This is a genomic window from Massilia sp. BAP21, from assembly GCF_057801335.1.
The window spans coordinates 2232451-2255139 of sequence record NZ_CM173596.1 but is presented as its reverse complement, the minus strand read 5'-3'; the positions used below and the strand labels follow the sequence as shown (position 1 = coordinate 2255139).

Annotated in this window: 25 protein-coding genes; 5 read left to right on the top strand and 20 right to left on the bottom strand. The window is 65.8% G+C overall.

Going from position 1 to position 22689, the window contains the following annotated elements; translation table 11 throughout:
- Positions 1–232 precede the first annotated feature (232 nt).
- From ACWYRN_RS09950 to gpmA, 16 genes are all read right to left on the bottom strand, one after another.
- Positions 233–946 carry a type II secretion system protein N gene (locus ACWYRN_RS09950; RefSeq protein WP_488692229.1) on the bottom strand — a complete coding sequence of 238 codons (714 nt, stop codon included), beginning with the start codon at positions 944–946 and terminating at the stop codon, positions 233–235.
- A gap of 10 nt (positions 947–956) precedes the next feature.
- Positions 957–2177, bottom strand: coding sequence for a type II secretion system inner membrane protein GspF (gene gspF, locus ACWYRN_RS09945; RefSeq protein ID WP_488692228.1), 1221 nt, complete (start codon positions 2175–2177; stop codon positions 957–959).
- A 4-nt stretch (positions 2178–2181) separates the two neighbouring features.
- On the bottom strand, positions 2182–3603 hold the full coding sequence (gene gspE, locus ACWYRN_RS09940) for a type II secretion system ATPase GspE (protein ID WP_488692227.1): 1422 nt from the start codon (positions 3601–3603) through the stop codon (positions 2182–2184).
- Between the two features lie 6 nt (positions 3604–3609).
- Positions 3610–5928 carry a type II secretion system secretin GspD gene (gene gspD, locus ACWYRN_RS09935; protein ID WP_488692226.1) on the bottom strand — a complete coding sequence of 773 codons (2319 nt, stop codon included), beginning with the start codon at positions 5926–5928 and terminating at the stop codon, positions 3610–3612.
- Entirely contained in the window at positions 5928–6701 is a 774-nt protein-coding gene (gene gspN / locus ACWYRN_RS09930) for a type II secretion system protein N (protein WP_229436034.1), read from the bottom strand. The genes gspD and gspN overlap by 1 nt, the downstream gene beginning before the upstream one ends.
- Positions 6698–7219 carry a type II secretion system protein M gene (locus tag ACWYRN_RS09925; RefSeq protein ID WP_488692225.1) on the bottom strand — a complete coding sequence of 174 codons (522 nt, stop codon included), beginning with the start codon at positions 7217–7219 and terminating at the stop codon, positions 6698–6700. Before ACWYRN_RS09925 ends, gspN begins: the two co-directional genes overlap by 4 nt.
- Positions 7216–8436, bottom strand: coding sequence for a type II secretion system protein GspL (gene gspL, locus ACWYRN_RS09920; protein WP_488692224.1), 1221 nt, complete (start codon positions 8434–8436; stop codon positions 7216–7218). Before gspL ends, ACWYRN_RS09925 begins: the two co-directional genes overlap by 4 nt.
- A 16-nt stretch (positions 8437–8452) precedes the next feature.
- The gene (gene gspK, locus ACWYRN_RS09915) at positions 8453–9592 is read right to left on the bottom strand and encodes a type II secretion system minor pseudopilin GspK (RefSeq protein ID WP_488692223.1); all 1140 of its coding nucleotides are present in this window, start codon (positions 9590–9592) and stop codon (positions 8453–8455) included.
- Positions 9592–10209 carry a PulJ/GspJ family protein gene (locus ACWYRN_RS09910; RefSeq protein ID WP_488692222.1) on the bottom strand — a complete coding sequence of 206 codons (618 nt, stop codon included), beginning with the start codon at positions 10207–10209 and terminating at the stop codon, positions 9592–9594. Before ACWYRN_RS09910 ends, gspK begins: the two co-directional genes overlap by 1 nt.
- An 8-nt stretch (positions 10210–10217) precedes the next feature.
- Positions 10218–10589 (bottom strand): type II secretion system minor pseudopilin GspI, encoded by a 372-nt coding sequence (gspI, locus tag ACWYRN_RS09905; protein ID WP_229436039.1) that lies wholly within the window; start codon positions 10587–10589, stop codon positions 10218–10220.
- Positions 10586–11125, bottom strand: coding sequence for a GspH/FimT family pseudopilin (locus tag ACWYRN_RS09900; RefSeq protein ID WP_488692800.1), 540 nt, complete (start codon positions 11123–11125; stop codon positions 10586–10588). The genes gspI and ACWYRN_RS09900 overlap by 4 nt, the downstream gene beginning before the upstream one ends.
- 9 nt (positions 11126–11134) lie before the next feature.
- Positions 11135–11587 carry a type II secretion system major pseudopilin GspG gene (gene gspG, locus ACWYRN_RS09895; RefSeq protein ID WP_229436040.1) on the bottom strand — a complete coding sequence of 151 codons (453 nt, stop codon included), beginning with the start codon at positions 11585–11587 and terminating at the stop codon, positions 11135–11137.
- Between the two features lie 132 nt (positions 11588–11719).
- Entirely contained in the window at positions 11720–12481 is a 762-nt protein-coding gene (locus ACWYRN_RS09890) for a HesA/MoeB/ThiF family protein (protein WP_488692221.1), read from the bottom strand.
- A gap of 309 nt (positions 12482–12790) precedes the next feature.
- Positions 12791–14269 (bottom strand): S41 family peptidase, encoded by a 1479-nt coding sequence (locus ACWYRN_RS09885; protein WP_488692220.1) that lies wholly within the window; start codon positions 14267–14269, stop codon positions 12791–12793.
- 8 nt (positions 14270–14277) lie between these two features.
- Positions 14278–15678, bottom strand: coding sequence for a murein hydrolase activator EnvC family protein (locus ACWYRN_RS09880; RefSeq protein ID WP_488692799.1), 1401 nt, complete (start codon positions 15676–15678; stop codon positions 14278–14280).
- 42 nt (positions 15679–15720) lie between these two features.
- On the bottom strand, positions 15721–16467 hold the full coding sequence (gpmA, locus tag ACWYRN_RS09875; protein ID WP_229436043.1) for a 2,3-diphosphoglycerate-dependent phosphoglycerate mutase: 747 nt from the start codon (positions 16465–16467) through the stop codon (positions 15721–15723).
- Positions 16468–16574: 107 nt separating this feature from the next.
- Here gpmA and ACWYRN_RS09870 point away from each other — a divergent pair, with 107 nt between their 5' ends.
- The 5 genes from ACWYRN_RS09870 to ACWYRN_RS09850 all read left to right on the top strand — a co-directional run bounded on the left by ACWYRN_RS09870 (position 16575) and on the right by ACWYRN_RS09850 (position 19551).
- Positions 16575–16976, top strand: coding sequence for a rhodanese-like domain-containing protein (locus ACWYRN_RS09870; RefSeq protein WP_229436567.1), 402 nt, complete (start codon positions 16575–16577; stop codon positions 16974–16976).
- A 23-nt stretch (positions 16977–16999) separates the two neighbouring features.
- Positions 17000–17263 (top strand): glutaredoxin 3, encoded by a 264-nt coding sequence (grxC, locus tag ACWYRN_RS09865; RefSeq protein ID WP_056342617.1) that lies wholly within the window; start codon positions 17000–17002, stop codon positions 17261–17263.
- Between the two features lie 222 nt (positions 17264–17485).
- Positions 17486–17944 (top strand): protein-export chaperone SecB, encoded by a 459-nt coding sequence (secB, locus tag ACWYRN_RS09860; RefSeq protein ID WP_229436044.1) that lies wholly within the window; start codon positions 17486–17488, stop codon positions 17942–17944.
- 122 nt (positions 17945–18066) lie between these two features.
- Positions 18067–18510, top strand: a complete 444-nt coding sequence (locus ACWYRN_RS09855) for an SH3 domain-containing protein (RefSeq protein WP_229436045.1) — start codon at positions 18067–18069, stop codon at positions 18508–18510.
- 9 nt (positions 18511–18519) lie between these two features.
- Positions 18520–19551 carry an NAD(P)H-dependent glycerol-3-phosphate dehydrogenase gene (locus tag ACWYRN_RS09850; protein WP_488692219.1) on the top strand — a complete coding sequence of 344 codons (1032 nt, stop codon included), beginning with the start codon at positions 18520–18522 and terminating at the stop codon, positions 19549–19551.
- Between the two features lie 316 nt (positions 19552–19867).
- Here ACWYRN_RS09850 and ACWYRN_RS09845 read toward each other — a convergent pair whose 3' ends face one another.
- The 4 genes from ACWYRN_RS09845 to mscL are packed head-to-tail and all read right to left on the bottom strand — an operon-like array spanning position 19868 to position 22586.
- The gene (locus tag ACWYRN_RS09845) at positions 19868–20242 is read right to left on the bottom strand and encodes a cupin domain-containing protein (protein ID WP_229436047.1); all 375 of its coding nucleotides are present in this window, start codon (positions 20240–20242) and stop codon (positions 19868–19870) included.
- Positions 20243–20254: 12 nt separating this feature from the next.
- A complete protein-coding gene (locus ACWYRN_RS09840; protein WP_488692218.1) occupies positions 20255–20941 on the bottom strand; it encodes a DUF2461 domain-containing protein in 687 nt (228 codons plus the stop codon).
- Between the two features lie 20 nt (positions 20942–20961).
- Entirely contained in the window at positions 20962–22149 is a 1188-nt protein-coding gene (locus ACWYRN_RS09835) for a Do family serine endopeptidase (protein WP_488692217.1), read from the bottom strand.
- The gene (mscL, locus tag ACWYRN_RS09830; RefSeq protein ID WP_488692216.1) at positions 22146–22586 is read right to left on the bottom strand and encodes a large conductance mechanosensitive channel protein MscL; all 441 of its coding nucleotides are present in this window, start codon (positions 22584–22586) and stop codon (positions 22146–22148) included. The genes ACWYRN_RS09835 and mscL overlap by 4 nt, the downstream gene beginning before the upstream one ends.
- Positions 22587–22689 lie beyond the last annotated feature (103 nt).

Here is a 22689-nt window from a genome sequence, read left to right as displayed (position 1 = left end):
TGGCAGCGATGCGCTGCCAGAGCTTGCCGAGGACGTGGTGACGTGTTGGCGGGTGGAGAGATCAGCGTTAGCGTGTCTCTTTCGAACCTGATCAACAAGCTTCTGCTAACCCTCGTGCAGGAGACACGGATGACGCGGTGTTTCGCGTGGGCACGGCGTGCCCACCCTACGGTTGCTGCCGCTGGCCGGGTGCACGTTCACGGAACGCGAGCGTCCGCCGGCCCCGCTATCCTTACTGCGTCGGCTGGTCGCTAGACGGCTGCCCCATCACGCGCGTCGGCGGCGGCATTTGCGGCTCGGCCGGTGGCGGTGGCACGTTGTTGTTGCCTTGCATTATCTGGTTGTAGTTGGCGGCGGCCGGCGATGGCGGGGTTTCCTGCGGTGGTTCCTCGTTCGGCCCCACTACCGGGTCGACTTCGCCCGGCGGCGGCGGGCCGCGCACCACGGCGCCCGGTGCGGTTTGCGGTTCGACCGCGGGCATGGCGCCGACCGGGGCGGCCTGCATGGCTGGCGCCTGCGGCGGCATGGCCGCGCCCGACAAGGGAATCGCCGGCTTGGTGTCGGCCATCAGTTCCACACGCTTCATGACGCCGCCGTCGGACAGCATCACGTAGCGCGGGTGCACTTCGCTGATCGTCACGCCCGGGGCCAGCTCGCGGCCGACCTTCAGGGCTTTCGGCGGCTGGCCGTCGGCGACGATGATGGCCACGCTGTCGCGCCCGGCCGAGACGATGCCGGTCAACTGGTAATTGGTGACGACAGCGGTAGCGGCCTGGCCGCCGAACAGGGTGGCGGCGGCATCGGGCGCCGGTTCGGGGATGCCGGCCGGCGGCGCAGCGGCGATCTGGCGCTGCTGCGGCTTGTACAACTGCATGCCCCAATAGGTGGCGGAGACCACCAGGAAGACCAGGGCAAGCAGGGTGAGAAGGAGAGGCAAACGCTTCATGATGTCCTTGTTAGCGCACCAGCTGGTTGATTTCAATGATCGGCATCAGGACGGCGAGCACGATCAGCAGCACGACCAGGCCCATGGCCAGGATCAGCACCGGTTCCAGCAGGCCGGCAATGGTGAGGGTGCGGCGCTCGAGGTCGGCCTGCTGCGAGTTGGCGGCGCGTTCCAGCATGGCCGGCAGTTCGCCGGTGATCTCGCCGGCGCGGATCATGTGCACCAGCATCGGCGGGAAATGCTTTTGCGCCGACAAGGCCCGCGCCAGGCTGACGCCTTCGCGCACGCTGCCCGTCGCCTGTTCGACCAGCTCGCGCATCGCAACGTTCGATAAAGTTTCGCGGCTGGTGTCCAGGGCGCGCAGGATCGGCACGCCGGAGCCGGTGGTGATCGCCAGGGTGCTGGCAAAGCGCGCCGTGTTCAGGCTGCGCTCGAACTTGCCGTAGACCGGAGCGGTCAGCAGCCAGGTGTGCCAGCGCCGTTTCAGCACGGGATTCTTCAGTGCGTTACGCCAGGCAAACCAGGCACCGACCAGGGCCAGGCCCAGCACGATGCCCCAGGCCCGCATGAAGTCGGACACGGCCAGCATCACCACCGTCAGGAAGGGGAGCTTCTGCTTGGTATTCGCGAACACCGAGACGATCTGCGGCACCACATAGGTGAGCAGGAAAATCACGATGGCGAACGCGACCACGGTAACGATGGCCGGATAGGTAAAGGCCAGGCGCACCTTTTGCACCAGCGCATTGCGGCGCTCGATGTAGTCCGCCAGGCGCGACAGCACCTTGGCCAGCTGGCCGATCTGTTCGCCCGACGCAACCAGGGCGCGGTAGATCTCGGCGAAGTCGCGCGGGTGGTGCGACAGCGCCGCCGAGAAGGAAATACCGCCCATCACTTCCGAGCGGATCGAGGCGATCAGGTCGCGCAAATACGGCTTTTCGGCCTGCTCCAGCAGCGCCGTGAATGCCTGCTCGAGCGGCAGGCCGGCTTCGAGCAGGCTGGCCAGCTGGCGCGTGAACAGCGCCAGCTCGTTTTGCGACAGGCGCTCGCCGATGCCGCGTGCGCGGGTGGCGCCGGAGGCATCGACCTGGGCCGCGATGGCCTCGACACTCAAAGGCGTCAGTCCCTGGGTGCGCAGGTCGGCACGCGCGGCGCGCGGGCTGTCGGCATTGACCACGCCCTTGCGCGTGGCGCCGCCCGCATCGACGGCTTCGTAACGGAATGCCGGCATCGCCTCAGTCCTTGGTCACGCGCAGCAGTTCCGCCTGCGTGGTGACGCCTTCGCGCAGCCAGCGTTCGCCGTCTTCGCGCATGGTTTTCATGCCGCTGGCCTGGGCCGCCGTGCGGATGTCGGCTTCGGACGCCTGGTTGTGGATCTGGGCGCGGATGCGTTCGTCGGTTTCCAGCAGCTCGTAGACGCCGACGCGGCCCTGGTAGCCGGTGTGGCCGCAGCGCTCGCAGCCGACCGCATGCCATTGCACGCCGTCGCTTTTCTTGCACTGCGGGCAGAGTTTGCGGACCAGGCGCTGCGCCATCACGCCCAGCAGCGACGACGACAACAGGAAGGGTTCGATGCCCATGTCGAGCAAACGGGTGACGGCGGCGGCGGCATCGTTGGTGTGCAGGGTCGCCAGCACCAGGTGGCCGGTGAGCGAAGCCTGGACCGCGATCTGCGCCGTTTCCAGGTCGCGGATCTCGCCGATCATGATCACGTCCGGGTCCTGGCGCAGGATGGCGCGCAGGGCCTTGGCAAAGGTCATGTCGATGCGTGCATTCACCTGGGTCTGGCCAACGCCGTTCAGGTCGTACTCGATCGGGTCTTCCACCGTCATGATGTTGGTGGTCGAGGCATTCAGGCGCGACAGCGCCGCATACAGCGTGGTGGTTTTGCCGGAGCCGGTCGGGCCCGTGACCAGCACGATGCCGTGCGGCTGGTTGATCAGCTTGTCGAACTGCGGCAACAAATCCGGGCTCATGCCCAGGTGCGAGAGATCAAGGCGGCCGGCTTCCTTGTCGAGCAGACGCAGCACGGCGCGCTCGCCGTGGCCGGTCGGCAGGGTCGACACACGCACGTCGACGGGCTTGCCGCCGATGCGCAGCGTGATGCGGCCATCCTGGGGCAGGCGTTTTTCGGCGATGTCGAGCTGCGACATGATCTTGATACGCGAAATCAGCGAGGCGTGGATGCCCTTGCGCGGACGCACGATGTCGCGCAACGCGCCGTCGATGCGGAAACGTACGACCGAGGTTTGCTCGAAAGGTTCAATGTGGATGTCGGACGCGCCTTCGCGCAGCGATTGCGTGAGCAGCGCATTGATCATGCGGATGACTGGCGCGTCGTCGGAGGATTCGAGCAGGTCTTCGATGGCCGGCACGTCCTGCAGCAGGCGCGTGAGGTCGAGGTCGGCGTCGAATTCGTCGGCCACCTGGTTGGCGTCGCCGCCGGCCGAGGAATAGGCGCTGGCGATGGCGTCGTCGAGTTCGCTGCGCTCAAGGCGGCGCAGGGCAATGCGCCCGAAGCGGCGCGACACTTCGGCGATCGCCGCCGGCGGCGTGGCGTTCGAGATCAGCACTTCGATGCTTTGCGCCGGGTCGTCGCCGGCGCGCGCCAGCACCCCGTGATCGCGGGCAAAGGCGTAAGGCAACAGATTAGTCATGGCTCATCAATTCTGGTTCGATGGCTGCACCGGGCGGTACTCGGGCACGGGCGCCTGCTGGCCTGCCGATGGCGCGGGCTGGGCCGTTCCGGTACCGGTTGCGGCGCCCGGACGCGCTGACGGCGGCGCTGGCGGCGGCAGGGTCGCCATGTCGCCGCCTGCCGGTGGCTGGCCATTGTTCAAAGGAGGCAGGACCGGCGCGCCCAGGTTGCGCATCAGGATCGTATCGTCCTGCGGCTGCGAGGAGATACCCAGGGCGCGCATGTATTCGTAGCGGTCCATCGAGATACTGTTGTTCTGTTCCTTGCTGCGCACCACGACCGGGCGCAGGAACACCATCAGGTTGGTCTTGTCGCGGGTACGCGAGCGATACTTGAACAAATTGCCCAGCACCGGGATGTCGCCCAGTCCACGCACTTTTTCCTCGCCGGTATTCGAGTTGTCCTGGATCAGGCCGCCGAGCACGATGATCTGGCCGTCGTCGGCCAGGACATTGCTTTCGATGGCACGCACCGTGGTCACGATGCCTTCGGTCCGCGTGATGGAGCTGTCGATGCCCGAATTCTCGTGGTAGATCGACAGCTTGACGACGCCGCCCTCGGAAATCTGCGGGCGCACTTTCAGCAAGAGGCCGATGTCCTTGCGGTCGACGGTCTGGAACGGGTTGTTGGCGCCGCTCGTACCCGTGGTGAACGAACCCGTGATGATCGGGATGTTCTGACCTACCTTGATGGTCGCCAGCTCGTTGTCGAGGGTGATCATGTTCGGTGTGGACAAGATGTTGGCATTGCCGCCGTTTTCAAGGGCGCTGGCCACGGCGCCCAGGCCCAGCTCGCCATTCACCTGGCGGAACACGCCCAGCGTCAGGCCCGGCAGCGAAGGGATGGCGGCGTTTTCGCCGGTCAGGCCACCGCGCGCCGCAGCGGCCAGGTTGATCAGGTTGTTGGTGCCGGTGCCATTGAAGGACTGGATGCCGCCGACGCGGTACTTGCTGGCATTGTCACCCGACAGACCGAGCCACTGGACGCCGAATTCCGATGCTTTACTGGAGGTCATTTCCACCACCAGGGCCTCAATGTAGACCTGGGCACGGCGCACGTCGAGCTGGTCGATGACGCCGCGCAGGTTGCGGTAGATGGCATCCGGCGCGGTGATGATCAGGCTGTTGGTCGAGGCATCGGCCTGGATGAAGCCGGAACCCTGGCCGCCGCCGGCGCCGGTTGCCGTGGCCTGGCCCTGCTGGGCGTAGGTGTTGCCGGTGCCGCCCATGCCGATGCTGCTCTGCTGGCCCTGCTGGCCGCCGAGGTTGCCGCCGGTGCCGGCCCCGCCCTGGGCGCCGGCCTGGATGTTGCCGCCAGACGTGCCCTGCTGCTGCACCGGGACCGCCGAGGCGTCTTGCGAGACCACGGCGCGCAGGGTTTGCGCGACACGGCTGGCGTCGGCGTTCTTCAGGTAGACCACGTGGATGTTGCCGCGCTCGGTGGTCGGCTGGTCGAGCTTGGCGATCAGCGACTTGGCGAGATTCGCGCGTGCCTGCGACGGCGCGCGCACCACGATGGAATTGGTGCGCGGATCGGCCAGCACGGCCACGCGGCCGGAATCGCCGCCGGCGGCCGGCTCCATCAGGCGCCCGACCAGGGTGGCGATGTCGCTGGCGATGCCGTTACGGATAGGCACGACGTCGAGGTCGGCCGCCACCGGCGCGTCGAGCGCGGCGATGATGCGCGACAGGCGGCGCAGGTTGTCGGCGTAGTCGGTGATGACCAGGCTGTTGTTGCCCGGGTTCGCCATGATGGAATTGTTTGGCGAAATCAGCGGACGCAGCACGGCGACCAGGTTGGCGGCCGACTCGTATTGCAGGTGGTAGATCTGGGTGGCGATCTGGTCGCCCTGGACGCGCGAGCCGCGGGTGCCGACCTGGGTCGGCGAGGATTGCAGCTTGGCCTCGGCTTCCGGCACCACCTTGGCATACCCCTCGCCGGTGGTGACCACCGCATAGCCCTGCAGGCGCAGCGCCGAGGTGAGCAGGCCGAAGGCCTGGCTCTTGGTCAGCGATTTTTCCGACTGCAGCGTGAGCGTGCCCTTGACGCGCGGGTCGACGATGAAAGTCATGCCGGTGTAGTGGCCGACGGCCTTGATCACCGATTCGATGTCGGCGTTCACGAAGCTGAGGGCAGCGGAGTTTTCCTGCGCGAACACAGGCACCGGCAGGGCCGTGAACAGCGTGCAGCACAGCATGGCGCCGGCGGCGATGCGGTGCAGCGCCGGCGTACGGCCAGTGCTGGCGGAGGTGCTGGCAGGGGTGCGACGGAAGGATGTTTTCATTATCTGAACTCGAGTGCGATTATGTTTTTACCGTTCACCATGCGTCGCTGTCCCAGCAGGTTCAGCATGTTGCCCAGCGTGTCTTCGTAGCCGTCCGCGGCCGATGCCTGCCCCGAAAAGCGCAGGCGTCCGTTCTGTAACTGCCCCGATCCCGACAGCAGCAGCGCGCCACGCACCGTGGAGAGCACCAGGTCGGCCTGCGGGCCGCGCCAGTCCATCGCCATCTGGTAGCTGCCCAGCGGCCGGATCGGCGCCATGCGCGAGCCCATGTCGTCCATGCTCAGGACGGTACGGCCCGTGACCCTGACATTGTTGACTTCGCGTACCAGGTCGAGCTGGTTCCAGGAAAGCCGGATCTTGCCCGAGGGCGCCAGCGTGTTCAGCGGCGCGCCGAGCCCGGCCAGCCCTTCCGCCGGCAGCAGCAATTGCCCGGCACTCACCTGCCATGCGCTCCAGCTGCCTTCGACCAGCACCGGCTGGGCCAGGGCCTGCGGGTTTTCCAGCGTCATGTTCACCTGCCCGAACAGCACCAGCGGCGACAAACGCCAGCTGAACCGCCCCGGCAGCAGCGGCGTGACCGCCCCGCCCGGCCCCGGCGCGCCACCCACGAAAGCTGAGCCGTTCCAGAGCGTACCCGTGGCGTCTCCGAGAGTCAAACGGCCGCCGGTCTGGCGCTCGACGATATTGCCGAGCCAGCTCGCCGGCAGGAACACCAGCACCGTGACGGCCACTGCAAGCGCAACGACGCCTGTCCACAACAGGATACGCCTCATCGGGCACCGGTCCCGGTGTCCTGGCGCAGGGTCAGGCTGGCATCAACCTGCCCGGCGGGGTCTTGCGCGGTAAAGATGGCTTCTTGCACTGCAACGCGGTTTTCGCGGCGCTGGGCGTCGAGCCAGACCAGCAGGTTGGCGAACGAGGTGTTGTTGATCTGCATGCGCGCGTACTCGCCGGTGAGCGAGAGCGAAGCGGGCTTGATGCCGCGCGCGGTGAGGCTGGCATTCAGTGTTTCCTGGGTCATGGGCGTGACCGGCACCGGGGCCTGCCCGGCCAGGCCGCGCGCCTGCTCGGCCATGCCGGCCAGCTCGGCGGCCTGCTGGCGCAGCGCCGGCAGCGAGCGCTGGAGCTGGGCGCGGCCTTCGACGGCCGGCTCGACGAGCACCATGTAGAGCAGCGCCAGCACCACGACGCCGAAGCCGGCCGTGAGGAAGCGCCGTTCCTGGCCGGTGCGTGCGATCCAGTAGGCCTGGGCGCGTTCGCGCACCCCGCCGATTGTGCTGCCCAGACTCATGGCTTGGCTCCCGTGCTGCGCACCGTCCAGTTGGCGGGCGCGGTTTCTTCCAGATTCAAATTGCGTGCTGACAAGGATGCGCGCAGCTGCTGCACGCCGCCGGGGTCGACCGTTTCCGGTTTGACGCGCAAATGCAGTGCCCGTTCCTTGTACTCCATTGATGTAATTCCGGGCGGACGCGGCATTTCCCGTGTTGCGTCGCCCACGGCGCCGGCCAGGTACAGGAATTCGTCGGCGCCGATCTGGCCGCTACCGGCCTGGGCCAGGCGGATATGCTGGCGCATCTGCGCCACCGGATCGGAAATCGGTTCGTTCGGGTAGACCGAGCGGTAGGTTTGCGTCATCTGCTGGCGTACCGCGTTCGATTCGCCGCGCAGGCGCAGCCATTCGATATTCATGCCGGCCAAGTTCACCGCCACGGCCAGCAAGGCCAGCGCGATCGGCACGCGCCAGCGGCGCCAGTCGCGCTGGCGGGCGCCGGCCGCGCCCAGCGCCGGGACCAGGTCGAAACCGGTGCTCTTCGCCCCGTTCACCCAGTGCGCCCAGTCGTCGGCCTCGAGCTGGGTGGAAGGGCCGGCCTCGGCCAGCAGCACGCCGTACTCGCCCAGCTGCTCGCGCGGCACATACAGGGTGAGCGGCGCGTCGCCGGCGAGCGCGCGCGCGGTCTGCAGGGCGGCGGCGGGATTCGCATCCAGCGCCAGGCCCAGGCCGCCGTACTGGCTCGTGCGCAGCAGCAGCTCATTGCTGCCGATCGTGCCGCCGATGGCGGCGCTCACGCCGCCCGGCTGCAGCGGCAGGCACAGCTGGGCAGGCAGGACCACCACGGCGCGCGCGCCCTGCCCCAGCAGGATGCGCACCAGCGGCTCGATCCACTCGCGCTGCACCACCGCCACCGGGCGGGTGCCGTCGCCGGCCGGCGGCCCGGCCATCAGCACGCAATCGAGCGGGTCGCCCAGGATGTGTTCCTCGACCAGGCCGGGCAGCGCCGCGCGCAGCTTGTTGCCGGACAGCGGAGGCGCCTGCACGGAAATCAGGTTGACGTCGGCGCCGGCCAGCAGCAGCACCACGCGGCGGCTGGCGGCGACCAGGTCGGTCAGGTTGCGCAGCGTGCCTTCGCCCTGCTGCTCGATGGCGCCGGCGTCGCCCACGACGGCAAAGCGGCACGGGGCGCCTTCGCCTTCGGCGCGCGCGGGATGCCGGATATAAAGTGTAGTCAAACCGTCTCGCTTTCTTCTAGTTTTGACGAACCCAGACCACCGTGATGCTGCCCGGGCCGAAGGACGCGGCGCGCTTGATCAGCGCGTCGGCGTTCAGGGCGCCCCGGTCGAGCCGGATGCGGCTGGACACGATGAAATAATCGCTGTGCACGCTCACGGAGCCCGGCACCGGCGTATTGCCGCCGAGCTCGGTCATGAAATACTGCAGGTCGCGCCAGGGCGCGCTCCTGCGCCGCTGCACCAGCGCGTTCGCCTCGGACAGCGAAAAATTCGGGATCACCGCCGCCAGCACTTCGGGCGGCGCGGTGTTCACGTTCACCGGCGTCGCCTCCGGCAAGACCGTCACGAAGGGACGCAGCTTTTCCACCATCTCCGGCGTAAACCCTTTTACTGCCAACAAATCCTCGACTTCCAGGAAGCGGATCGGCGTGCCGATGCCTTCGCGCGACACGGCCTGGGTCTGCGGCGGCACGCCGACCGTTCCGCCCAGGCCGCCACTGCCATCGTCGACACCGCCGGTATTGCCCACGCCGCCCTGGCCGCCGTCTTCGGCATTGTTGACCTGGGTTGGCCCGCCGCCCTGCTTGCCGACCGTATCGCCCACTTCCTGCCCGGTGATGGGATCGACCATGCCGGTGGTGACCGCTGGCGGCGCCCCGGCCGCGACCAGGTTGGCGGTGGTCTTCGCCAGCGCCGGATTCATCTGCAGGTTGGTCATCAGGCGCGCCAGGATCGCCATCTGCGCCAGGTCGATCCGCCCGTTGTTGGTCAGGTTGGTGAGATTGTAGCGCGAGGTGGCGTCGGTGATGTTGCCGGACAGGGTGGCGTCGAATACTTCGCCTTCGACCCGCTCGCGCTCGATGTACTGGTCGAGCCGGGTTTCGGCCAGCGGCGTGGCCCAGACGTGGGTCAGCGCGGTATGGTCGCGGTGGTCGATGGCGTCCTGGCGCAGCACCACGCTCGACCAGTCGAGCGCGCCGCGCAAGATCCAGCGTGTCTGCAGGTTCAGGCGCTGGTTTTCCATCGAGCGCACCTCGACCTGCTGCTGCCAGAACAGGCTGGCCACGATGGTGATGGCGAGCGTGGTCAGGAGCAAGGCGGTGATCACGGCGACGCCGCGCTGGCGCTGCCGGCGATAGGGGCGATAAGGGCGCATCAGAGGCTCCCCAGCAGGAAGGATTTGGTCAGCGGCTGCGGGTAGCCGCGCGTGCGCAGCACCACTTGCAGCCCGGTCACGGCCAGGGCCGAGGCGCTCGTGACCGGCGCCGGCGGATTCGCTTCGACCTGGGCGCGCCAGGCGCCGTTCTGCCAGACCAGCACGCCCATCGCCTCGATGCCGCCCTGCAGCACCACCGGCGGGGTGGTGTCGGCGTCGGTGACTGCGGCCTGCCACAGCGCGTCGAGCTGGACCAGGTCGCGGGTGGCAATCGATTCGCGGCGCAGCAATTGCCCGTTCACCAGGCGATAGGCGATGACCTGCAGGCGCGCCGGCTCGTTTTCGTTGAACACGGTGCGCACCAGGGTGATGCGGCCTTCGTTCTGGAGCAGGAAGGGACGGCGCCCGAGGATGCTGGCGTCGGCCGCGTGTTCGCAGTCGCTTTGCAGCTGGGCAAAGGCAAGCTGCATGCCGCGCGTGGACTCCATCTGCTCGGTCAGCGACGAGCGCGCACGCACGATGCCGTCCAGGCCGCGCCAGCCGAGCACGGCCACCATGGCCAGGATGCCGATCGCCACCAGCAGTTCGATCAGCGTGAAGCCGCGCGTCTTGTGCATGCCGGGTGTCATCGCCTCAGGACCAGCTGGACCAGTTTCAGGATGCGGCGCTCGGGGTTGGCCTTGTCGTACACCGATACCTCGACCCGGCGCAGCAGCGGGTTCGGGCTGACCAGCACTTCTTCCTGGCAGGTGAGGTTCAGGTCGCCCTGGCCGCAGTCGAAATTGCGCTTGCCGACTTCCGGGAATTCGCGGTTCAGGCGGATCTGCACCAGGCGGTTCTCGGCCGACCAGGTGGCCATCATGGAGGCGCGCAGGCCGGCGCTGTTCTGGGCCAGGCTGCCGATGGCGCGCAGCCCGGCGCCGAGCGCGGTGCCGACGATCACCAGCGCTACCAGCACTTCGAGCAGGGTAAAGCCGCGGTCGGTACGGGTGGTCATGGGGCGCCTTCGCTGCCAGGATCGACGACGGTGAAATGGCCGACGCCGTCGGCCTGGATCGCCACGCTGTAGTTGCCGGTGGCAAGGGTAAGGCGGAAAGGCTTGTGCACGGGTTCGCGCCCGAAGGTAATGCGCATCACGTCGCCGCCGAGGTTGCCGTTGGTGGCCACGGGCGGGTCGAGCAGCAGGCGCAGCGGCGCGTTGCGGAAAGGCCGTTCGCGCAGCAGGTCGTCCTGGTTCATGGCCATCCAGCCGGTGTCGTTGCGCACCATGAAGCGGTAGCGTTCGGGGGTGGCCTCGAAGGCCACTTCGCGGTTGCGTACGATGGCTTCGTCGCGCGCCAGTTGCAGCAGCAGGGTCAGGCGCTTGGCCTCGTTGTCGAGGTCCTGGCGCGGGCTGGGGATGGCGTTGAGCGACGCCATCCCGAGCGTGATGCCGATGATGACCATCACGACCAGGATTTCCACCAGCGTAAAGCCGGCGCCGGCAGCATTCCTGCGGCCGGTGCCCCTGCGCGGCGCCGCGACGGCAGCCATGGTCAAGCGTTACTGCTGCCAGGAACCGACGTCGGCATCTTCGCCTTCGCCGCCAGCCTGGCCGTCGCCGCCAAACGAGAACACGTCGATCTCACCATGCAGGCCGGGTTGCAGGTACTGGTAAGGGTTGCCCCATGGATCTTTCGGCAGGCGCTCGACGTAGCCGCCTTCCTTCCAGCCATTCGCGGACGGGCCCGAGGTCGGCTTCGTGGTCAGGGCTTGCAGGCCCTGCTCGGTGGTCGGGTAGCGCTGGTTGTCGAGCTTGTAGAGCTTGAGCGCCTGCATCAGGGTGGCGATGTCGGTCTTGGCGGCCACCACGCGCGATTCGCCGGTACGGCCCAGCACCTTCGGCAGCACCAGGGCGCCGAGGATGCCGATGATGACCACGACCACCATGATTTCAACGAGGGTGAAGCCGCGCGCGAAACGGCGGCCAACTGCACGGTGCGAAACGATCTGCATAGTCAATCTTGGATAAGTGGATCGGAACAATCGGCTTAGTATAAGGCGGATTGCGGGTGGCGGCCATCGTGAATGTGTCGCAGTGCGCCAGCAGGGTGACGCATTGTATTGCAGAGCTTCAGGGCGCGCACCTCAAACGTGTACGGCGCGTCGGGCGCAGACAGGACAAGCCGGATTGCGGGCGGCGCCGATGCTGGTCCACTCCATCGCGCGGCCATCGAGCATGAGTAGCCTGCCGGCCAGCGGCTGGCCTACGCCCATGATGAGTTTCAATGCCTCGGCCGCCTGGACCGCGCCGACGATGCCGACCAGCGGGGCGAACACGCCCATGGTGCTGCAGGCAATGTCTTCGAAACCGCTGTCTTCGGGGAAGACGCAGGCATAGCAGGGGCAGTTTTCCTGACGCATGTCAAACACCGACAACTGGCCGTCGAAACGGATGGCGGCGCCGGCAACCAGGGGTGTGCCGGTGGCAACGCAGGCGCGGTTGACGGCGTGGCGGGTGGCGAAGTTGTCGCTGCAGTCGAGCACGACGCTGGCTTCTCGGGCCAGTTCCAGCAGGCGGGCCGCGTCTGCCCGTTCCTGCAGTGCGACGACCTCGACCTCGGGGTTGATGGCATGCAGGGCGGCGCGGCCGGAGTCGACCTTCGGCATGCCGATGCGTTCGGTCGTGTGCATCACCTGGCGCTGCAGGTTGGTGAGGTCGACGGCGTCGTCGTCGACCAGGGTGATGCGGCCGACGCCGCTGGCGGCCAGGTACAGGGCGGCCGGGGAACCGAGGCCGCCGGCGCCAATGATGACGGCGTGCGCGGCCAGCAGGCGTTCCTGGCCTTCGATGCCGATGTCGTCGAGCAGGATGTGGCGCGAGTAGCGCAGGAGTTGGGTGTCGTTCATCGGGATGAAAATTTTTCGGGCAGGCAATCGGAGCCAGGAGCGCAGACCGTACGGTGGGGTGTTTGAGGCTGGGGGCCTTAGACACGAAGTGCCCACGCGATTACGTGTTCATCCTTGCACTACTTGCTCGTGATATATCGCCCGCAAACACAACGCCGAGTAAACAACGCCATGCAGGTTTGGCCGTTCGTAGTTGCTTTGCGGGCGATATGTCGCGGCCACAGGTGCAAGGATACGCACGTACCGCGTGGGCACGGGGTGCCCACCGTACGGTCACCGTTCCCAGCCAAAACAGCACCGGGGCCGGAATTACTTTTTACCGCCCTTGATCTCCGGCGGTTTGGTCTCGGCGCCCGGCAGTTCCTTTGGCTCAGTCGAGGCCGCTTCCTTCGCCTCCTGCTCCTCCGCCTTGACCGTCTTCACCGGCAAGCCCTTGAAGTGATTCAGCGCCTGGGCCAGCTGGAAGTCGTCCTTGCCGCCCAGTTCCAGCGGCTGGCGGTTCTTCAGGGCGGCCAGCGCTTTCTGGCGCTGCTCGGCCTCGTCGCGGGCCTTGGCGGCGTCGGGCTTTTCGTTTTCGCCGGTCAAATGCCGCTGCAAATCGGCTTCGCGCACGCGCAGGGCATTCAGGCCGTCGCCTTCGGCGGTTTCTTCCACCGCCAGGTCGGGCACGATGCCGGTGGCCTGGATCGGCCGGCCCTTCGGCGTGTAGTAGCGCGCCGTGGTCAGCTTGATCGCGGTGTCGGCCGACAGCGGACGCAGGGTCTGCACCGAGCCCTTGCCGAAGGTCTGGCTGCCCATCACGATGGCGCGCTTGTAGTCCTGCAGGGCGCCAGCAACGATTTCCGAGGCCGAGGCCGAGCCGCCGTTCACCAGCACCACCATTGGCACGGTTTTCAGTTCAGCCGGCAATGTCGCCAGCGGATCGGCGCCACGCGGCGCATAGAATTCGCGGCGGCCATAGAAGGACGCGTTCGAGTCGGGCAATTGCCCCTTGGTCGAGACGATCAGTTCTTCCTTCGGCAGGAAGGCGGTCGAGACGCCGATCGCGCCCGGCAGCAGGCCGCCCGGGTCGTTGCGCAGGTCGAGCACCAGGCCCTTGATGCCGGGATTCTCCTTGTACAGCGCAGCGGTCTTGCTCGCCAGTTCTTCCAGCGTGGCTTCCTGGAACTGGCTGATGCGCACCCAGGCATAGCCAGGCTCGACCATCTTCGCCTTCACGCTCTGGACGCGGATCTGCTCGCGCATCACCGGCACCACCCAGGGGCGGTCGTCACCGCGGCGGGCAATGGTCAGCGTCACCTTGGTGCCGGGCTTGCCGCGCATCTTTTTCACGGCGTCATCAATCGACAAGCCCTTGACCGGGGTGTTGTCGATGCGGGTGATCAAATCGCCGGCCTTGATGCCGGCGCGGTAGGCCGGCGAATCCTCGATCGGCGAAACGATCTTCACGTAGCCGTCTTCGGCGGCGACTTCGATGCCGACGCCGACGAACTTGCCCTGCACGCTTTCGCGCATTTCGCGGTAGGCCTTCTGGTCGAGGTAGACCGAGTGCGGGTCGAGCGAAGCGACCATGCCGGAGATGGCTTCGGACAAGAGCTTCTTGTCCTCGACCGGCACCACGTAGTCGCTCTTGATCAGGCCATACACATCGGCCAGCTGGCGCAGTTCTTCCAGCGGCAGCGGGCTGCCCTCGCCTTTCTGGGCCCAGGCCGATACCTGCACCGTGAGGGCGACACCGGCCACCAGTCCCAGGCCGACCAGCCCCGCGCTTTTCGCTCTATTCCCCATCTTTACCCCTAGAAGTTGATCCAGCTCGCCGGATCGAATGCCTTGCCAAGATGCCTGAGCTCGAAGTATAGACCCGATTCTTCGTTACCGCCGGTATTGCCCGCGCTGGCGATCGGCTCGCCGGCGCGCACGGCGTCGCCCACGCGTTTCAGCAATGTCTGGTTGTTGGCATAGATCGACAAGTAGTCGCCGCCGTGGTCGACGATGATCAAGTTACCGAAGCCGCGCATCCAGCCCGAGTGCACCACGCGTCCGACCGCAACGGCGCGCACCTCGCTGCCTTCGGGCGCCTTGATGAACATGCCCTTCCAGCTCGGGCCGGCGCCGCCGCGCTTGGCGCCGAAGCGCGCCGCGATGGTGCCGCTCAATGGGCTGCTCAGGCGTCCCTTCATCTTGGCAAAGGCCCCGGCCGGTGCGGCTGGCGCCAGGGAAATATCCGGCGTGCGTTCCTCGGCCTTCGGCTGCTCGGCCACCTTCGGTTCTTCCGGCTCCGGCAAGGGTTTCGGCGCCGGCTTGCCGGCTTTCTTCGCCTCGCGCGCCAGGCGTTCGCGCTCGCGTTCACGCTCGGCCTTGGCAGCGGCGCGCGCTTCGGCGCGGGCTTTCGCTTCGGCAGCGGCCTTGGCACGGGCGGCGGCCAGGGCTTCCTGGCGCTTGCGCTCGGCTTCGGCCTGCTGGCGGATCAGCACGGTCAGCTTGTCGACCAGGCCGCTCATGCGCTGCTCGTCGCGCTGCAGGGTATCGGCCTGCTTGCGCTGGGCTACCAGCTTGCTCGACAAGTTGCTGAGCAGGGCGGCGCGCTTGGCCTTTTCTTTTTCCAGCACCGATTTCTGGTCGCGCTGTTCCTGGGCGATTTCTTCCAGCTCGGTCTTGGCGTTCTCGACCTTGTCGCGGTTTTCCTGCACCTGCGCCAGGTTCGCATTCAGCGAATCGATCAGGCGTGCCTGGGCCTGCGACACGTAGGCCATCATCTGCAGGTCGCGGTTGATGCGGTTCGGGTTGTCGCCCGAGAGCAGCAGCTTGATGCGGTCCTCATTTCCCGCAACATAGTGCTCACGCAGCAGGGCCGACAATTGTTTTTTCTGAGAAACAATTGTTTGCTCGAGACGCCCGTGTTCGGTCGCCAGGTCAGCCAGGCGCGTATTGGTTTCCTGCTGCTCGTTGGCCAGGTCACGCAGGGCGCGGTTGGCGTTCGAGATCGCTGCTTCCGACTCGGCCAGGTCGTCGGCCACGTCTTCCTTCTCGTCCTCGGTACGGCTGATTTCTTTTTTCAGCACCGACAATTGCTTCTGGATGCCGGCGCGCTTGGCTTCGGCGGCGGCCTTTTGACGGCTGCGTTCGGTAGGTTTACCGGCGGCCAGCGCCGACCCTGCCAGCGGCAGGGTCAGTGCTGCGGCCAGCAGGCCGCACAGCAGCGCGCTGCCGGCCGACTTCTTGACTGGAAAACGCAAGACTTACTTTGCCTTCCCTTGGTTGGCCACGGCCGCCATGGCGGCGTTGATGGCGTCCTGGTCGCCCAGGTAGTAATGGCGGATCGGCTTCAGGTTCTCGTCGAGCTCGTAGACCAGCGGCTGGCCATTCGGAATGTTCAGGCCGACGATGTCGGTGTCGCTGATGTTGTCGAGCATCTTGATGATGGCGCGCAGGCTGTTGCCGTGGGCCGAGATCAGGATCTGCTTGCCGGCACGAATGGCCGGGGCAATTTCCTCATCCCAGGCCGGCATCACGCGTGCCACCGTGTCTTTCAGGCATTCGGTGAGCGGGATCTGCGCCTTGTCGAGGCCGGCATAGCGTGGGTCCTTGAAGGAGACGCGTTCGTCCGACTCTTCCAGGCTCGGCGGCGGCGTGTCGTAGCTGCGGCGCCAGACCAGCACCTGCTCGTCGCCGAACTTGGCAGCGGTCTCGGCTTTATCGAGGCCCTGCAGCGCGCCGTAATGGCGCTCGTTCAGGCGCCAGTCGTTGATGATTGGCAGGTACATCTGGTCCATTTCGTCGAGGGCCAGCCAGAGGGTGCGGATGGCGCGCTTCAGGACCGAGGTATAGGCCAGGTCGAAGGCAAAGCCGGCTTCGCGCAGCACGCGGCCAGCGGTGCGCGCCTCGTTGACACCCTTTTCGGTGAGGTCGACGTCGGTCCAGCCGGTGAAACGGTTCTCGAGGTTCCAGGTGGATTCGCCATGGCGCATGAATACGATCTTGTACATAAGCTCTTCTTTAAAAAGTCTGCAAAAAGTTTCTCGATACCCCAACCGATGCCCGGTCCGGCTTCTATTTTATAATGCGCGGATTGACTTCAACCAATGGAAGCCTTGTGAAATTCATCCTCGATAATATCTTCATTGTTGCAATTGCTGCCATTTCCGGTGGTGCGCTGCTGTTCCCGGCACTGATGCCCAAGGGCCGCCGTGCTACCGCACTGCAAGTAACCCAGTTCATCAACCGCGGCAAGACCCTGGTGCTGGACGTGCGCAGCGCCGACGAGTTCGCCGCCAGCCACCTGCGCGACGCGAAAAACATTCCGCTGGCAGACTTGGGCAATCGCATCGGTGAACTTGAAAAATCGAAAACCCGCACCATCGTGGTCGTATGCCAGAGTGGCGCCCGTGCCGACAAGGCAGCGCGCCAACTGAAAGCGGCCGGCTTCGAAGACGTGGTCAGCCTGGAAGGCGGCATGACCGCCTGGACCGCGGCTGGCTTGCCGGTCACCAAGTAAACCAGCATTTGGAAGGAAGAATGATGAGCGCCCATGTTGTCCTGTACCACACCGCCAGCTGCCCCTACTGCGTCCGTGCCGAGCGCCTGCTCGAAGCCAAGGGCGTGACCGAGATCGAACGCATCCGTGTCGACCTCGACCCGGAACAGCGCCAGATCATGATGCAAAAGACCGGCCGCCGTACCGTGCCGCAGATTTACGTGGGCGAAACCCACGTGGGCGGTTTCGACGACTTGTATGCGCTGGATCAGGCGGGACGCCTGGACCCGCTGCTCAAGGGCGAATAATCGGGTCTAACCAGGGCTGATGGCACCTGGCGGCACGTGGTTTCCCTGGTGGGGACGCGTCCCCACCCTGCAAGCCGGCGCCGGCGCGAGAGGGCCAGAAAATGGCCCGCCGCCGGAGCTATTGCATCCAAATTGATTTTGATACAATTGCCGGTGCGTTTGACTCCAAGCCCATCGGGGCGGCGCGTTGCCGTCCCTTTTACTTCACCACGAAAGCGTTCCATGTCTGACGAAAACCTGCAACCAGTATTCCAAATCCAACGCGTCTACTTGAAAGACATGTCGCTGGAGCAACCGAATTCCCCGGCGATCTTCCTCGAGCAGGAAGCCCCGACCATCGAGGTCTCGCTGGACGTTGGCGCGGAAGCCATCGCCGACGGCATCTACGAGTCGACCGTCACCATCACCGTGACCGCCAAGGTCAAGGACAAGGTTGCTTTCCTGGTCGAAGGCAAGCAAGCCGGCATCTTCGAGGCACGCAACATCCCTGCCGACCAGATGGACCCGCTGCTGGGCATCGGCTGCCCGAACATCGTTTACCCTTACCTGCGCAGCAACATCGCCGACGTGATCACCCGTGCCGGCTTCCCACCTGTGCACCTGGCCGAGATCAACTTCGAAGTGTTCTACCAGCAGCGTCGCCAGGCAATGGCCGAAGCCGCTGCCGCACCGGCAAACTAAGCAGTCCAGTAGTAGCGCTGCCGCCCGCACGGGTGGCGGCAAGATCCTCGACGGGCAGCCGCCATGATGCGGTTGCCCTTCCTGCCATATTGGCGTCTGGTTTTACCACCCGGGGCCCCGCGATGACCCTTTCCCGATCCTGTGCAAGCGTGCTGCTGATGCTGGCATGCGGTACCGTATCCGCCTTCGAGTTCCGTTCGGTCGGCCAGCCCTCGGTGGTGCTGTACGACACGCCGTCCGCCAAGGGCGTCAAGCGCTACGTCGCGCCGCGCGGCATGCCGCTCGAAATCGTGGCGCGCTATGGCGACTGGGTCAAGGTGCGCGATGCCGAAGGCGAACTCTCCTGGACCGAAGCCAGGGGCCTGGTGGCCCAGCGCAATGTCGTCGTCAGGCTTGCGGCGGCCAGGGTACGCGCCTCGCCCGACGACAGCGCGGCGGTCGTGATGACCGCCGACAAGGGCGTCCTGCTGGAACTGATCGACACGCTGGGCACCGGCTGGGCCCAGGTGCGCCATCGCGACGGCATCGTCGGCTTCGTACGCATTACCGATGTCTGGGGCAACTGAACGGATACCATGCAAGAACTCAAGAACATGAACAAGATTACCGTGCTGGGCGCGGGCGCCTGGGGCACTGCGGTGGCGATCGCCGTGGCCGCGCGCCATGACGTGCTGCTGTGGGGCCGCAACGCCGAACAAATGGCCGCGACCGAGGCTGCGCGCGAGAACACCCATTACCTGCCGGGCCAGCCGCTGCCCGCTGCGCTGCGCGTCACGGCCGATTTCGACGCGGCGCTGGCGCATGTCTGCGATGCCTCGGACGACGACGCGCCGCTGCTGATTGCAGCCTGCCCGGTGGCCGGCCTGCGTCCGTTGCTGGAAAGCCTGAAAGGCCGCCGCATTCCGAACGTGGTCTGGCTGTGCAAGGGTTTCGAATACGGCACCGGCTTGCTGCCGCACCAGGTGGTGCGAGAAATCCTGGGCGACGACGTGCCGGGTGCGGCGCTGTCAGGGCCGTCGTTTGCGCAGGAAGTGGCGAAGGGCTTGCCGTGTGCGTTGACGGTGGCCTCGTCCTCGGCCGAACTGCGCGAGCGCGTGGTCGGCGCGGTGCACGGCGGTAACCTGCGCGTGTATGCCTGCGACGATTTGATCGGCGTGGAAGTGGGCGGTGCGGTCAAGAACGTGCTGGCAATTGCCACCGGGACGGCCGACGGGCTGGGCCTGGGCCTGAATGCGCGCGCGGCGCTGATCACGCGCGGGCTGGCGGAGATTACCCGCCTGGGCGAGGCGCTGGGCGCGCAGGCCGGCACCTTCATGGGGCTGACGGGGATGGGCGATTTGATCCTGACGTGTACCGGCGATTTGTCGCGCAACCGGCGCGTGGGCCTGGCGCTGGCCGAGGGCAAGCCGCTGGCGACCATCGTGGCCGAGCTCGGTCATGTGGCCGAGGGCGTACCTTGCTCGAAGGCGGTACGCGAACTGGCGGCCAGGCTGGGCGTGGACATGCCGATCACGAATGCGGTGGCGGCGGTGTTGTTCGATGGCTACGATGCCAAGGAAATGGCGGCGCAGCTGTTGGCACGTGATCCGAGGAATGAGTTGGCGTAAAGCCTGCGTTAGCCGCGGCTCGATATGACCTGCGGCTTTGACCGTTGACCTGCGGCTGCAACCGTACGGTGGGCACGCTGTGCCCACGCGGAACCATGCACATTGTTGGCTGACCGACGATCCGCATCCCGATCATGTCGAAACGTTTCGAATGATCATTTGGAAACGCTAACATTTGCCAGCGATATGATTTGAAAGCTGGCAGCACCATTCAGGCTTCCGCGTGGGCACCGCGTGCCCACCCTACGATGTCGCTGTTCGTTGAACGCGTGGACGGCCTAGCCGTCCACCCTACGACACCCGCGTCGGCGGACTTTCAACTACCCTGCCCGCGCGGATCGTTCGTCGGGCCGCCGGTGCGCACCGGCCCCAGCAGGATGGTCATCAAGGCCACCGCATCCGTGTTCGCGCGGATCGCATGCGGCTCGCCGCCCGCCAGGTAGACCATTTCGTTCGGGCGCAGCACGATGGTGCGGCCGTGGGCGTCGAAGGCGATCTCGCCTTGCAGGCACAGCAGCGTCATCTCACCCTCGACCCGGTGCTCCGGCATCGGCTTGTCGACCGGCACCACCAGCCGGATCAGTTCCATGTGTTCGGTCTTCGCCAGCGCGATCGACGTGAAATTGGCGATGTCGTCTTCGCCGCGTTCCAAGGCGATCCGTTCGCCCGATGCTGCGTGTTGCAAGGCCATGTCGCCTCCTTTCTACTCTTCGTTGGTATAAGGCACGCCGCGCAGCCAGGTGACCAGCGCAAACGCATCCTCGAATCCGCGCGCCAGCTGCGGCACCAGTTCGTCCGGCTTGTTCAGGGCCAGCGGCACCTCGGTCCAGGCAAAAAAGCTCTTCAGCTTGATGTACTCGATGTGCTCGTGGCTGGCGTCGAAGCCTTTCGGCGGCCGCTGCAGCCGGTCTTCCTCGAGCAGGCTGCGGTAGGTCGCGCGCAGGTGTTTATTCTTTAATATTTTCGCAAATCCTGTCGCATCGTTGACGATGTGTTCGCGGATCGCTTTCAAACGCGGGCTCGGCGGCAGGTATTCGCCGGCGCCGAAGCCCAGCGTGCCGTCGCCTTCGATCTGAAAATAATAGGTGGGACCGGCACCCGCGCTCGGACGGCGCTTGTCGTTCGGCGCGATCCCGGCCGAAAAACGCGTCTTGTACGGCGTCTTGTCGTTGGAAAAACGGATGTCACGGTTGATGCGGAACATCGCCTTCTTCGGGTCGCAAGCGGCCACCTGGCGGTCGAACTTCGCCAGTTCGCGGATCAGTTCGCTGACCACGGCATGGAACTCTTCGCGCAGGATGTCGTAGCGCGGTTTGTTCATGATGAACCAGGGGCGGCTGTTGTTGTCTTTGAGTTCGGTGAGGTATTGGGTCAGGTCACGCAGGTGCATGGAAAGTCCGGAAAAGTAATTTATTGGCGCTGGCGCGGGCGTTTGCCGACGGTCACGTCGACCGTGGATTCGCGGTTCTCGCGCATCAGCTTGAGTGTGGCCTTGGCGCCCGGCTCCAGCTGGGCCACCAGGTTCAGCATGTCGCCGGTGTTCGCCACCGGCTTGCCTTCGACGGCCAGCAAAATGTCGCCGGGGCGCACGCCGGCACGGTCGGCCGGGCCGTTGCGCACCACGCCCGCGATGATTGCCCCGCTCTGGCGCCCGAGGCCGAAGCTGGTGGCCAGTTCCGGCGTGATGTCCTGGGATTCGATGCCGATCCAGCCGCGCACGACTTGCCCGTGCTTGATGATCGACTCCAGCACCGTGCGCGCCGTCGAGACGGGAATGGCGAAGCCGATGCCGATCGAGCCGCCGGTCTGGGAATAGATGGCTGAATTAATGCCGAGCAGATTGCCGTGGGTATCGACCAGCGCCCCGCCCGAGTTGCCGAAGTTGATGGCGGCGTCGGTCTGGATGAAATTCTCGAAATGGTTGATGTGCAAATTGTTGCGTCCCACGGCCGAGATGATGCCCATCGTAACGGTCTGTCCGACACCAAAGGGATTGCCGATGGCCAGCACCACGTCGCCGACGCGCGCGTCATCGGGCTGGCCCAGCACCATCACCGGCAAATTGCCTTCCTTGATGCGGATCACGGCGAGGTCGGTCTCGGGGTCGGTGCCGACGATCTTCGCTGCCGCCTTGCGTCCGTCAGCCAGGCCGACTTCGATGGCGTCCGCCCCTTCGACCACGTGGTTATTGGTAACGATATAGCCTTCGCCGCTGACGATCACGCCCGAGCCGAGACTGGCCAGTTGCTCCTGCGGCGGCAGGCGGTCGCCGAAGAAGCGGCGGAAAAAAGGATCCTTCAGGATCGGGTGCGCTTCGCGCGAAGCCTTGCTGGTGAGGATGTTCACCACTGCCGGCATGGCGCGCCCGGCCGCTTCGCGGTAGCTGCCGGAAGCGGGCACGGCTGGCGCCTGCAGCACCGGCACGGTCTTGGCGCCGGGGCCGACCGGCACCTGCAGCGGCGCCGCGCGTCCCAGCCAGTCGGGGCGGAACACGCTCAGGACGAAATAGATCGCCAGCACGATCGTGACCGCCTGGGCGAACAGCAGCCACAGGCGTCGCGCCGTGCCCGGGGTGGTCGTGGTGGCGAGGTCTTTCACTGTGTAGGCGGTTCGGTTTTACGCAGGGAGTCGCGAATCTCACGGAGTAGCAAGATGTCTTCCGGCGTGGCCGGCGCCTTGGCCACTTCTTCGGGTGCGACACGCTGGCGTAAACGGTTCATCAGGCGCACCATCTGGAAAATGATGAAGGCGAGGATGATGAAATTCAGGAGAATCGTGAGGAAATTTCCGTAAGCAATGACGGCCCCGGCTTTCTTTGCTTCCGCCAGCGCCAATGTCGTGCCCTGGTTATTCAAGGGAATGTAGTAATTCGCGAAATCGAGGCCGCCGAACAAGCGGCCGATGGGTGGCATGATCACGTCCTGCACCAGCGAATCGACGATGCGCCCGAAGGCACCACCAATGATCACGCCCACCGCGAGGTCGACCACATTGCCACGCATGGCAAATTTCTTGAACTCTTCCATCATCGCCATTTTGACGCTCCTTTGTTATTGAAAAAGCTGTAAGCGATGATACCGCAAGGGCTTCCATGCCGTTCGCACGCCCGGGTTTGACCTCATCCTCACGCAAACCGCA

What these genes read in the sequence shown, in the direction of transcription:
- ACWYRN_RS09950 (WP_488692229.1), bottom strand. Translation starts at nt 946, where the DNA reads ATGAAGCGTTTGCCTCTCCTTCTCACCCTGCTTGCCCTGGTCTTCCTG.
- gspF (WP_488692228.1), bottom strand. Translation starts at nt 2,177, where the DNA reads ATGCCGGCATTCCGTTACGAAGCCGTCGATGCGGGCGGCGCCACGCGC.
- gspE (WP_488692227.1), bottom strand. Translation starts at nt 3,603, where the DNA reads ATGACTAATCTGTTGCCTTACGCCTTTGCCCGCGATCACGGGGTGCTG.
- gspD (WP_488692226.1), bottom strand. Translation starts at nt 5,928, where the DNA reads ATGAAAACATCCTTCCGTCGCACCCCTGCCAGCACCTCCGCCAGCACT.
- gspN (WP_229436034.1), bottom strand. Translation starts at nt 6,701, where the DNA reads ATGAGGCGTATCCTGTTGTGGACAGGCGTCGTTGCGCTTGCAGTGGCC.
- ACWYRN_RS09925 (WP_488692225.1), bottom strand. Translation starts at nt 7,219, where the DNA reads ATGAGTCTGGGCAGCACAATCGGCGGGGTGCGCGAACGCGCCCAGGCC.
- gspK (WP_488692223.1), bottom strand. Translation starts at nt 9,592, where the DNA reads ATGCGCCCTTATCGCCCCTATCGCCGGCAGCGCCAGCGCGGCGTCGCC.
- ACWYRN_RS09910 (WP_488692222.1), bottom strand. Translation starts at nt 10,209, where the DNA reads ATGCACAAGACGCGCGGCTTCACGCTGATCGAACTGCTGGTGGCGATC.
- gspI (WP_229436039.1), bottom strand. Translation starts at nt 10,589, where the DNA reads ATGACCACCCGTACCGACCGCGGCTTTACCCTGCTCGAAGTGCTGGTA.
- ACWYRN_RS09900 (WP_488692800.1), bottom strand. Translation starts at nt 11,125, where the DNA reads ATGGCTGCCGTCGCGGCGCCGCGCAGGGGCACCGGCCGCAGGAATGCT.
- gspG (WP_229436040.1), bottom strand. Translation starts at nt 11,587, where the DNA reads ATGCAGATCGTTTCGCACCGTGCAGTTGGCCGCCGTTTCGCGCGCGGC.
- ACWYRN_RS09890 (WP_488692221.1), bottom strand. Translation starts at nt 12,481, where the DNA reads ATGAACGACACCCAACTCCTGCGCTACTCGCGCCACATCCTGCTCGAC.
- ACWYRN_RS09885 (WP_488692220.1), bottom strand. Translation starts at nt 14,269, where the DNA reads ATGGGGAATAGAGCGAAAAGCGCGGGGCTGGTCGGCCTGGGACTGGTG.
- gpmA (WP_229436043.1), bottom strand. Translation starts at nt 16,467, where the DNA reads ATGTACAAGATCGTATTCATGCGCCATGGCGAATCCACCTGGAACCTC.
- grxC (WP_056342617.1), top strand. Translation starts at nt 17,000, where the DNA reads ATGAGCGCCCATGTTGTCCTGTACCACACCGCCAGCTGCCCCTACTGC.
- secB (WP_229436044.1), top strand. Translation starts at nt 17,486, where the DNA reads ATGTCTGACGAAAACCTGCAACCAGTATTCCAAATCCAACGCGTCTAC.
- ACWYRN_RS09855 (WP_229436045.1), top strand. Translation starts at nt 18,067, where the DNA reads ATGACCCTTTCCCGATCCTGTGCAAGCGTGCTGCTGATGCTGGCATGC.
- ACWYRN_RS09850 (WP_488692219.1), top strand. Translation starts at nt 18,520, where the DNA reads ATGCAAGAACTCAAGAACATGAACAAGATTACCGTGCTGGGCGCGGGC.
- ACWYRN_RS09845 (WP_229436047.1), bottom strand. Translation starts at nt 20,242, where the DNA reads ATGGCCTTGCAACACGCAGCATCGGGCGAACGGATCGCCTTGGAACGC.
- ACWYRN_RS09840 (WP_488692218.1), bottom strand. Translation starts at nt 20,941, where the DNA reads ATGCACCTGCGTGACCTGACCCAATACCTCACCGAACTCAAAGACAAC.
- mscL (WP_488692216.1), bottom strand. Translation starts at nt 22,586, where the DNA reads ATGGCGATGATGGAAGAGTTCAAGAAATTTGCCATGCGTGGCAATGTG.